Origin of the sequence: Clostridioides sp. ES-S-0005-03, from assembly GCF_020658455.1 — a bacterium.
Taxonomy (GTDB): Bacteria; Bacillota; Clostridia; order Peptostreptococcales; family Peptostreptococcaceae; genus Clostridioides.
This window is the reverse complement of sequence record NZ_JACVWI010000003.1, coordinates 449613-461679: the sequence shown is the minus strand read 5'-3', so window position 1 is coordinate 461679 and position 12067 is coordinate 449613. Positions and strand designations below refer to the sequence as shown.

The window sequence follows — 12067 nt, the reverse complement described above, 5'->3', positions numbered from 1 at the left end:
GCAAATACTTACATTTTTCTTACTATAATTTTAAATTTTAATTCTAGTTTGTATCTTTGTAAATTATAAAAAATATCTTCTTAAATTAAAATACAAATTTTAATTTTTAACTAATAATATATGCTCCTAAAAACTTTCTACTATTTATATTTTACTCCTCTATTACTTTAGGTTTTGATAGAGAACATTTATAAAACACAAAGAAACAAATTGCTGTAATAGTGGCTGCTGTTATATCTGCAATTGGCTCTGCTAAAAGTACAGCAAAAAGTTTTTCATCAAAAAACATTGGAAGTATAAATATTAAAGGTATCAAAAGTACAACTTTTCTAAGAAGAGCTAAAATTAAAGATATTTTTGCTTTTCCAAGCGCTAAAAATGTCTGCTGGCAAGCTAATTGTATTCCAAACATAAAAGAGCCAGCAAAATATATTTTTATACTCCAACTAGTCATACTAAGTAATTGTGGGTTTTTGTTAAATATACTTACAAAGAACGTAGGGAATATCATAAGTAAAATCCACAAAATTGCAGAGTATGTAAAACATGACAATAAACATAACTTAAAAGTCTTTTTTACTCTGTCAATCTGTCCTGAACCATAATTGTAACTTATTATTGGTTGTGCCCCTTGTGTAAATCCCATGTTAGGAAGCATAAGAATTTGCATTATACTACTCATTATTGCCATTGAACCTACTGCTAAATCTCCTCCATACATCTGTAATTTGCTATTTAGGGCTATAAGCACTAAACTTTCTGTAGATTGCATTATAAATGGAGAAATTCCCAGACCTAATACTGGCAAAATAATACTTGCTTTAGGCATCATGTATTTCTTTTTTATCTTAAGTATACTTTTCTTTCCAAATAGAAATACCAATACCCAAATAGCAGAAACTCCTTGTGCAATTATAGTGGCTAATGCAGCTCCTTTTACCCCCATACCAAATCCAAATATAAAAATTGGGTCTAGTATTATGTTTATCAAAGCTCCTATAGCAACCGTAATCATACCAGTTGTCGCAAATCCTTGAGTATTTATAAAGGTATTCATACCTAGTGAAATTTGAACAAATACTGTCCCTATTAAATAAATATTCAAATAATCCATTGAATATCCAATTGTAGATTCGCTTGCTCCAAATAGCCAAAGTAAGGGTTCTTTTCCAATCTGAAAACCTATAGTCAATAGTATCGCCAAAATAACTAATACAGAAAAACTATTACTCATTATTTTCTCTGCCCCATCATTATCTTGTTCCCCCATTTTTATAGCAGCTAAAGGTCCTCCCCCCATACCAATTAAATAACTACATGAAGTTATTATAATTATTATAGGAAATGCTACTCCAACACCTGCCATAGCAACTTCGCCACTTTCCATTCTACCAATAAAGATTCTATCTACTATGTTGTACAAAACATTCACAATTTGTGCAATAATAGCTGGTGTAGCCAATTTAAAAAGCAATTTGCCTACATTCTCACGACCTAAATCAGTATTTGAATTTTCCATCTTAAAACCTCCTTAATAATTTAATGTTTAAATCTATTACTATTAAAAATACATTTTATATAAAAACTTTATTTTATTGATAGGCAAGTTTAAATTAATTTCCTCATAAATACTACTATACTATATTTCTTTTATGATAGTAAACATTTTAAGACCAAATGAATTTAAATATTTTGTCTAAATAAAAAATATTTTTCACATATTTTCATAAAAAAACTATCCAATAGTATATTTGGATAGTTTTATATTATATGTAGAGAAAGGGCTGACACTATGACTCCAGACAATAAATTTCCTAAAAATACTCCTATAAAAGCATCTTTTATTCTCATTTTTAGTATTGAGGCTATCGCAGACGCAGTCCATGTTCCTGTTGTTGGAAGTGGTATGCCTACAAATAGTATTATACCTATTATTGAAACGCTTTTTAATTTCTTCATTCTTGAATTTATTTTTTTATCAATTGTGTTAGCAAGTCCCTTAAATAACTTTTTACCTTTCAAAAATTGCAATATATGTCTAAATGTCAATATCAAAGGAATTGATACTAATGTAGAACCAATCACACTAAATACATAAACCCATATAGGATTTAAGCCCATTGCAATACCTATAGGAATGGCTCCTCTTAACTCTGTTACAGGAACCATAGACAAAATTAATATGTGCAAATATCCCAAACTATCCCCTCCTATTCTAAGTGATATAAAGCTATGAATTTATTTGTTCTATAACCTCACCATTTTTCTTATTAACCAAAAATGCATTTTTAGCTAAGGAAAGCATAGGTAAATCACTTTTAGAGTCTGAATATGCATATGAATTTTCATAATCAATCTCAATTCCAAGTTTATCTAATACAGTATTTATTCTCTGTATTTTTTCAATTCCCTTGCAGTTTTCGCCAATGAATTGGTTTTTGTATCTTGAATTTTCACAAAATAGCTCAGTGCCTATAACCTCATCTGCGAAATCATAATACTTAAAGTACTTCATATATGCATATGGAGATGCAGTTATCATAATTACAACATTATGCTCTTCTTTGTTTTTATAAATTACTTTTTTTATAGACTCATTAATTTTTTTCATTATACAACTATCAAAAAAATCTTTTAACTCGTCTTCGCTAAAATCTACTATTGGATAAAAGATTGCCTCTTTTGCTTTTTTCAAAGGTACTATTTTAACCAAATACATCATTAGAGTAAAAATTATGTATGGCAATTTTATAATAGTCTTAAGTGTTTTATTTTTTAAAGAATAAATAAAAAAGTCTACCATACTATCAGTATTTATAACAGTATAATCTATATCGAGCAATAATACACTTTTTTTCATAAGTATTTTCCCATCCTATCACTAAAAAATTAATATTATTAAACATGTAATTACCCATAAGATTACGTTTATTTTTAAAGCATTATCTTTTAGTATAATGTCAGTAGGATTTCCTTCATTTGTTTTGTTAATTATATAATTATATCTAAGTACACCATAAACTACAAATATTGTTGTAAATATCATATCTGGTTTTTCTGGATTACTTGTAGAATATAATGCATAGCATACAATTGTAGAACTTAGTATAACTATCATCATTTGATTTAAATTTTCTATATCATAATCTTCTAGTATTTTTCTATGCTCAACTGCATTATCTTTTAAAATTATGATTTCTTTTTTGCGCTTTCCAAGAGCTAAATACAGAGATAAAAAAAATGTACATAATATTATCCAGTTTGATAATCTAACATCTATAGCTACACATCCTGCATAAACTCTAAGTATAAAACCAAGAGATATAGAAAACACATCTAATAGAATTATATTCTTTAACTTAAGAGAATATAATATATTATTTATCAAATATAAAATGAGAATTATAGTTAATTTAAAATTAATAACCGTTGACAAGCAAATTGAAATTAAAGCTAAAACAACAAATAATATATTCGCACTTCTTTTACTTATTCTTCCACTTGCTACTGGTCTATTACGTTTTTTAGGATGTCTTTTATCTTTATCCATATCTATAGCATCATTTAATGCATATGCTGATGATGATATCAAACAAAAACACACAAAAGCTATAAATGTATTTAACAATAGACTTATATTTAGTATATTGTTTGAAAATATTATAGCAGCAAATATAAATAAATTCTTTATATACTGCTTTATTCTCATTAATCTTATATAATCTGAAATTTTAGTAAGAAGATTAATTATTGTATTTGTCTGTTTCATAAACTTACTACCCTTTCAACATTATTTTTTAAACAGGATATGATTTTATCCCAATATTTAAAATTTCTATAAATCCATTTATATTACTAATTATTATAGTGACTAGCAACAATGATAAAAATATATTGTACATACTTTTTTCATTTTTTCTAAGTGCTTTAGTAAAGTAAGCTAACAAAACTATAACAGCAAAACTAAAATTTATAGTCATTATACTTGAATTAGTCAGATTGTACCCTATTATACCATGTAAAACTAAATTAAATAAAATTATTCCCATACACAATTTAGGAACTCTTTTTTCTGAGTTCTCAATAACAGCTAAAACACAAAAACAAAATGCTAATAAAGTAAGGATAACTGGTATCGTTGCAACTTCTCCATTTTGTAAAAATAGTCCTTTTTTAATCTCTGCTCCAGGAAAATAAAAAACTGAATACAATAATCTTTCTATAATCATTGCAACTTTTTCTAAAATAGGCTCTCCACTTATAAACTTTGTATCATATTGTATTACATTTCCAAGATTCATAAAACTTTCATAAGATTTTGTTGAAACTACACAAATATATGCCATTAAAATAAATGTAATTAAATGCTTTAATATTTTTCCTATTTTTAATTTAAATTCAAATATTATGTTGAGCAAATACAAATATATATTACTAATAGTTATTCCAAATAATGGTATAGCTGCTAATTCTACTAAATAAGAGTTTTTTCCGTTCATTTTATTTGCAATAAATATAAAAAATATTAATGTAAACTGACTATATATAAATCTTTCTACATTTAAGGTCATAAATAGTTGCGGAAAAGAAAATATCATTATCATAGTAAGTAAAATTAAGGTTAACCTCTGCATTTTTATTTTTTTAATATGATTAAAAACTAAAGTTATAGATATAGCACTAGTTACTATTTGTAGACAAATCAATCCAAATCCATAAGCAGTATTAAAATCAGTTGTCCCTGGATTTGCTATCGAAGTACATAGTAAATATATTGGATATGCAAAAATTGATATAATAGCTGAAAATAATACGTGCTTGCTATTGTCTTGATTTATAGCAAATACATTTAAATTGAATAGTACACCTGTATCTGTATCTAATAACACATCATAAGTGTTGTTCAAATCATAAAATATTGTAGTTTTAGAAAAGAATGCTATTGTTATTATTAAATAAGTTATTATGACTAATATAAATAAAAACATCTCATTTTTATATTTAAATATATTATTTTTCAATATATATCACCCTCCATTCATTATATAGGATTTGTTACTACCTACAATTTATTCTTTTAATTATAATAATCACTTTTATAATATCCTTACTTGTTTTATTGTAATTGAATAATTCCTTATTTACAACCACAATATTTACTTTATTAAAAGCTATAATTAAATAAAAATTATTTGTGTAATATATATTGAAAGCTTATAAAATTAGAGTTTGCAAGTAATTTTATTGTAAAATATTGGAATAATTCAATGTGAAAATAGATACTGTCAGTTAGTATAGATAAAATTTACCCATAATAAATTAAAGCATAATATATAAGGAGACAAAATCATAATTTGTCTCCTTATATATTAAACCTTATTAAATACTATACAAATTTTAAGTACAATATAAACTGACTATACTGTGACATTATTAACTCCATGTTCTTCCCATTGCTTAATTTCTCTTAATCTGTCAATTATCGGTAAATGTTGAGTACACTCAATTTCACATTTTCCGCAAGCTATACATTCTTTAGCTTTTGCTTTACTATTCATTGTATAATTCCAATGTGCTAGCCCATAGACCGATTTTGTCATTTCTTCATCACTCTTTTTAAACATCTGTTTTTCATTATAAAAAAGCATATATGCTGGAGTGTTTATATCTTTTGGACATACTTTACAATATCCACAACCTGTACATATTTCATTCATATTTTTACTTAATCTAGTTTCAATATCATGTATATCTTCATCTGAATATATTTTATGCTCATCTGCAATTTTACAAGCATCATCTATATCCTGCTTTTTATTAACTCCTATTAACGATATATTTATTTGTGGAATTCCTATGTTAAATCTTAAGGCTGATTCTATAGTACTTTCACCTTCTCTTGCTAGAAAAGAAAGCTCTTCATTGTACTTTGGAATAGTTCCACCACTTAATGGATTCATAGCTACAACACCATATCCATTTTCAATAGCATGTTTAGCACCTTTTAATCTATATGGAAAGTTTAGTATATTAATTCCCATAGTAACACCTTCAAACTTATTTTCATCAAGAACCTTTATGACCTCATCTCCTGGCTGATGAGATGAAAATACTATGTGGTCTATCAATCCTTCTTCTTTACATTTTAATAGACCCTCATACTGACCTCCAGGTCTCATTGCAAATTCATAATGTTCCATCTTTCTAATATTCCATATATGATAGAAATTTATTTTAGATACGCCCAATCTTTCTATTGACTTTTTCACAGCATCTATTGCTTTTTCTGCTGTGTCGTATACTTTTGGCTTTCCTTTTGTAGATACGTAAAAGTCTGTTTTACCTTCTTTTATCATTTGCCTAAAAGCTAGTCCAAATATATCTTCGCTTCTGTCATCACAATACCCCGGTGCTGTATCAAAATAATTAATGCCCTTTTCATATGCATATTTAATTAAATCTGCATTTTCTTGGTCATTTTTTTCTAAATCAAATCTTAATCCTCCATATCCAACTACCGAAACCATTTTCCCAGTCTTTCCATATTCAACGTATCTCATAATAAATTCCTCCTTAGGTATATTAAGACTTAATTTCTCTATAAAAAATATTATACCATAAATATTTTCTGAAAATATTTATGGTATAATATTTTTTTTATGAATTATAAATTTTTATACTTATGTCTTTATAATCAAATTAAAAGCTATAAAAAGGTTCAATATGCACTATTACCTGAGCATTTTCATTAATTTCTTCTTGTATTTGTTTCTCAATTTTATGTGTTAAGTCATGTGATTGCTCTACACTTATAAATGGGTCTACCATTACATGCATATCAATATAAATAACACTCTTACTACCTCTACTTCTAATATTATGAACATCTCTCACTTCATTAAATTCAAATACAATTTCCCTTATATACTCTTCATCTACAGCTACTCTATCAACTAAAATTCCAATAGACGGTTTAAATATTCCATAAGCTGAATAAATTATAAACCCAGAAATAATAATAGGAACTACAGATTCTATTATTACTGGAAATCCTAACTTAACACCAACTAAAGTAACCAATACTCCTAAAGACACAAATATATCACTTCTTGTATGCAATGAGTCTGAAATTAAGACATAACTATTCAGTTTAGTTCCAACTCTATACTCATATATACAGACAAAAATATTTATAAAAAGAGTAATGACTAGAGCAATTAAACTTTCTATAGTTATAGAAGGTGTAACTGGGTTTGCCAGTCTTGATATAGAACTAAGAATTATCTTAACTGCTATAACAAATAGCATACCACTAATAAATAAACTGGTTATAATTTCAAATTTTTTATGCCCATAAGGATGATCTTTATCTTTTGGTTTAGATGCAAAAAAAATACCTATTAATCCTACTATATTAGATGCTCCATCTGACAGAGAATGAAACCCATCTGCTGTCATACTATAACTTTTAATTTTATTACCAATAATTATTTTTAATAATGCTACAGCAAAATTGGCAAATAAAATTATCCATAACACTTGCTTCACTTTTTTATAATTATCCATAACTGTATACCTCCTCCCTTCGACTTAATCGAAAAAAGACTATGTATCAATATCAATTGACTAGATAAAGCAAATTGTATATATGCACACTTACTATATTTATATTCAAAGTTGGTTGTACTTGTTCATTCAATTTAAAAATTAATTATGAATTAAAAATCATAATATAGGTTTTGTATACAAAAAAATAAGTTATAAATAGTATTTAAAATACTATCTATAACTTAAGTTCATAATATAAACTATTAATTTTCTATACTAAACCTTCTTTAACTAAGAATGAATGAGCAACCTCTTCTGGTGATTTTCCAAGCTCATCAACTTGATAGTTAAGTTCTCTCATAGTTTCTTCATTTATTTTTCCTGAAAGCATATTCATCACTTTTTCTAACTCAGGATATTTCTTAAGAGTATCTTGTCTCACTAATGGAGCCGCATAATATGGAACAAAGAAGTTTTTGTCATCTTCTAATATCTTAAGATTAAACTTCTTAATAAGACCATCAGTTAAAAACGCATCTACAACTTGAGATTCATTATTATCTAAAGCTGTATATCTTAAACTTCCATTCATAGCTTTTACATCTTTGAATTTTAGACCATAATCTCTAGAAATACCTACAAAACCATCTTCTCTATTTTCAAACTCTAAAGTTGGTGAGAAAGTAAAGTCACTACTATATTTAGTTAAATCAGAAATAGTGTTTATTCCATATTTCTCAGCAGTTTTAGGCATCATGGCTAATGTATAAGTATTGTTAAATCCAATAGGGTCAAGTAAAGTTAATTGATTCTCTTTTTCCATAGTATCTTTAACAACTTTATATGCTTCATCAGCATCTTTAATTGGAGCATGCTTCATTACATTTACTAAAAGTGTACCTGTATAATCTACATACATATCAAGTTCACCAGATTTAATAGCATTAAATGCAACAGATGAACCACCTAGATTTAAATTCTTTTTAACATTAAGGTCTGTATTTTTCTCTATCAATTCAGCATAAACATTACCAAGAATAAGTTGTTCTGTATAATCTTTCGAACCTATAGTTATTGTCTCTTTTTTGCTTGAAAAACTTGAACCAAAAGTAACAAATAACATTGCAATAATTATTATAGCAGATACTACTTTAAGCCCTATATAATTTTTCTTTGGAGCCTTTGGATTTAAGCCTTTTGGAGTAACTGCAACTTCAATCTTACTAAATAAATAATCAACTAGCAATGCAATTATACATGATGGAATTGCTCCTGCTAAAATCATATTGTTATTTACAGTTTGTACACCTGAAAATACTAAATATCCCAGACCACCAGCACCTATAAATGCTGCAAGAGTCATAAGACCAACCGCTGTAACAGCAGAAATTCTAACCCCACCCATTATTATAGGCAAAGCTAAAGGAAACTGTATTTTAAATAAAGTTTGGTTTCTTGTAAGACCAATACCTTTAGCCGATTCTAATACTACTGGGTCAATACTTGTTATACCTATATACGTGTTCTTTACAATTGGTAATAATGAATATACTACTACCATAAATATTGCTGGTTTGCTTCCTATACCAAGTACTGGTACAAGAAGACCCAAAAGTGCCATTGATGGAACTGCTTGAACTAAGTTTACAAATCCAAGCACAATTTTTCTAAGAGATGGTATTCTTGAAATAATTATTCCTAGAGGAACACCCACTAGTATAGCTATCAAAATAGATGTAACAGTTAAGCTCATATGTTGTATCAAAAGCTCTATAATCTTATCTTTTTGCAATAGTATAAAATTAAAAAAATTATCCAAGGACACTCACCTCCATCTCTAGGAATTGCTCACTTAAAACAGAAAGTAAACTACTTCTAGTAATCAGTCCTACTAATTTATTTTCACTTGAAACAACTGGAATATATCCAACTGAATTACAGTTCATTATATTTAGTATTTCTACTAAATTATCACCTTCATTTACATGCAAAGGCTCTCTTGACATAATATCACCAAGCAATGTCGATTTATCATGACGGTCTTTCATATCTTTTACAGTGACAATACCTTTTAGTGTTCTAGCTCTATCTATGATTAGTAAGCTATCAACCTTACTCGTTCTCATAATTTCTATACCTTGAGTTACAGTTCTTGTTGAATTAACAGCAATAGGATTTTTTATCATAATATCTTTTGCTTTTATATATTCTGGATTATCCCAGACTCTATCTTCTCCAATAAAGTCTTTTACAAAATCATTTGCTGGATTTCTAAGTATGTTCTCTGGAGTATCATACTGCGCTATTCTTCCATCTTTCATAATACAAATCTTATCAGCTATCTTTAAAGCTTCATCCATATCATGAGTTACAAATATTATAGTTTTTTTCAGTTCATCTTGAAGAGAAAATAATTGTTCTTGTAAAGATGTTCTTGTTATTGGGTCTAAAGCACTAAAAGGCTCATCCATTAATATTATTTCAGCATCAGTTGCAATGGCTCTTGCAACACCAATTCTTTGCTGTTGACCCCCACTAAGCTCTGAAGGATACTTATTTAAAAAATCATCACTATCAAGACCTACCATTTCAAGTAATTGTAAAGTTCTTGCCTCAATTTCTTCAACTGACTTTTCCTTTTTTAAACGTGGAATTAACTCTATATTCTCTTTTATTGTAAGATGAGGAAATAGACCTGTGTTCTGTATAACATATCCTATTTTCCTTCTAAGTTCTATTTCATTTTCTTGAGAAATTGGTTTACCATTAATATATATTTCACCAGATGTAGGTTTTATTAATTTGTTTATAAGCTTCAAAGTAGTAGTTTTCCCACAACCACTTGAGCCAATTAAAACTACCAATGTGCCTGTTTCGACAGCTAGAGAAATATCATCTAATATTACATTATTTCCCATTTTCTTGGTTACGTTTCTTATCTCTATCATAATTTATCATCCCCTCTTTCGACAAGCAACCCTTGCCAACGCAATAAGTTGTTTTTATAATTATATCACAATATCCCCTTTATGTAAACAAAGTACGACTTTTGGGTTAATACATATTAGTAAACATTACTATAAATATCAAGTATTTGTATACAATACTCAAATTTAAAAGATATAAAAAAAAATAAAAAAATCTTAATAAAACAATACAACACTAGCCTTAATTATATATAATTAAGGCTAGTGTTAATTCATTCATTTAAACAAATAGTCATCGCTGAATACTATCCATATACTCAAATAAAGTAATGTCTTTGTAAGTTTCTTTTTTGTCGCTTAAGTTTGATATTGTAACTCCTAATAGTCTAATTTGTTTTCCATTCATTTCAACATTTCTCAATAAATTGTCAACACCATTTCTTATATCATTATATTCATCAATATAATGTTCTAAACTAAGACTTCTAGTTATCTGTGTAAAATCCTCATACTTAACTTTTAATGTCAACGTCTTTCCAAATTTCTCAGAGTTTTTTAATCTATGGCACACTTCCTCACAAAGTTCATCAAGGATATTACGTGTTTCCTCTTCGTCAATATCCAAGTTATGACTTAGTGTAGTCTCTGCTCCAACAGATTTTCTAACTCTATTTGGCTCTACTGGTCTATCATCTATACCCCTTGCAAATTTATATAAGTCATATCCTTTTTTCTTAAATATGTTCTCAAGTTCAAATAAATCTAAACACCTTAAATCATATCCTGTTTTTATCCCTAAATTTTTAAGAGTATTTGAAGTGACTTTTCCAACACCAAAAAATTTATTTACAGGCAATTTATCTAAAAAATCCTGAGCATTTTCTTCATTTATTACAGTCAAACCATTAGGCTTTTTTAAGTCTGATGCTATCTTAGCAAGAAACTTATTATATGAGACACCTGCTGAAGAGGTAAGTCCAACTTCTCTAAATATATCTCTTTTAATTTGCTTTGCTATTTCAATTGATGAATCAATATTCTTTTTATTTTTTGTTACATCTAAATATGCTTCATCTAAAGATAGTGGCTCTACTAAATCTGTGTATCTATAAAATATATTTCTTATTTGATTTGATACACTTTTATATACCTCAAATCTAGGTCTTACAAAAACTGCATATGGACATCTATTGTAAGCTACAGTGGATGGCATAGCTGAATGTATGCCAAATTTTCTAGCCTCATAAGAACACGTTGCAACTACTCCTCTGCTTTGTGGATTTCCACCAACAACCACAGGTCTACCTTTTAATTTTTTATTGTCTCTTTGTTCTATAGACGCATAAAAAGCATCCATATCTATATGAATTATTTTTCTATAAAATTCCATTCTTATCACCTTAAAGTATAACTAGATTAAATTTATTTACATCACTGTTTTAATTATACCAAACTTATGTTTCTTTATGCTATTTTTTCATCTATTTTATTTATATGTCAATACTTTCTCTTACTAAAACAGTTTATAATCAATTAATTCAATACAATTTATAAAAAATCATAAAAAACACTTGCAAAAACTAGGTAAAAGC

General features: G+C 27.4%; 10 protein-coding genes. All 10 read right to left on the bottom strand.

Annotated elements, in window-relative coordinates:
• Nucleotides 1-151: 151 nt before the first annotated feature.
• The gene (locus IC218_RS14805) at nt 152-1519 is read right to left on the bottom strand and encodes an MATE family efflux transporter (protein WP_227436718.1); all 1368 of its coding nucleotides are present in this window, start codon (nt 1517-1519) and stop codon (nt 152-154) included.
• 242 nt (nt 1520-1761) lie between these two features.
• Nucleotides 1762-2199, bottom strand: coding sequence for a COG2426 family protein (locus IC218_RS14800; RefSeq protein ID WP_227436720.1), 438 nt, complete (start codon nt 2197-2199; stop codon nt 1762-1764).
• A 31-nt stretch (nt 2200-2230) separates the two neighbouring features.
• A complete protein-coding gene (locus IC218_RS14795; RefSeq protein WP_227436722.1) occupies nt 2231-2860 on the bottom strand; it encodes an HAD family hydrolase in 630 nt (209 codons plus the stop codon).
• Nucleotides 2861-2881: 21 nt separating this feature from the next.
• Nucleotides 2882-3769, bottom strand: coding sequence for a decaprenyl-phosphate phosphoribosyltransferase (locus IC218_RS14790; protein WP_227824770.1), 888 nt, complete (start codon nt 3767-3769; stop codon nt 2882-2884).
• Between the two features lie 28 nt (nt 3770-3797).
• On the bottom strand, nt 3798-5021 hold the full coding sequence (locus IC218_RS14785; RefSeq protein ID WP_227436727.1) for a DUF6080 domain-containing protein: 1224 nt from the start codon (nt 5019-5021) through the stop codon (nt 3798-3800).
• A gap of 396 nt (nt 5022-5417) precedes the next feature.
• Nucleotides 5418-6560 carry an aldo/keto reductase gene (locus tag IC218_RS14780; protein ID WP_227436728.1) on the bottom strand — a complete coding sequence of 381 codons (1143 nt, stop codon included), beginning with the start codon at nt 6558-6560 and terminating at the stop codon, nt 5418-5420.
• 139 nt (nt 6561-6699) lie between these two features.
• Nucleotides 6700-7566, bottom strand: a complete 867-nt coding sequence (locus IC218_RS14775) for a cation diffusion facilitator family transporter (RefSeq protein ID WP_227436730.1) — start codon at nt 7564-7566, stop codon at nt 6700-6702.
• A gap of 253 nt (nt 7567-7819) precedes the next feature.
• Nucleotides 7820-9367: a glycine betaine ABC transporter substrate-binding protein gene (locus tag IC218_RS14770; protein ID WP_227436732.1), complete on the bottom strand. Its 1548-nt coding sequence runs from the start codon at nt 9365-9367 to the stop codon at nt 7820-7822.
• Nucleotides 9360-10496 carry an ABC transporter ATP-binding protein gene (locus IC218_RS14765; protein WP_227436734.1) on the bottom strand — a complete coding sequence of 379 codons (1137 nt, stop codon included), beginning with the start codon at nt 10494-10496 and terminating at the stop codon, nt 9360-9362. The genes IC218_RS14770 and IC218_RS14765 overlap by 8 nt, the downstream gene beginning before the upstream one ends.
• Before the next feature lie 271 nt (nt 10497-10767).
• Nucleotides 10768-11865: a DNA polymerase IV gene (gene dinB, locus IC218_RS14760; protein WP_227824769.1), complete on the bottom strand. Its 1098-nt coding sequence runs from the start codon at nt 11863-11865 to the stop codon at nt 10768-10770.
• Nucleotides 11866-12067: the final 202 nt, after the last annotated feature.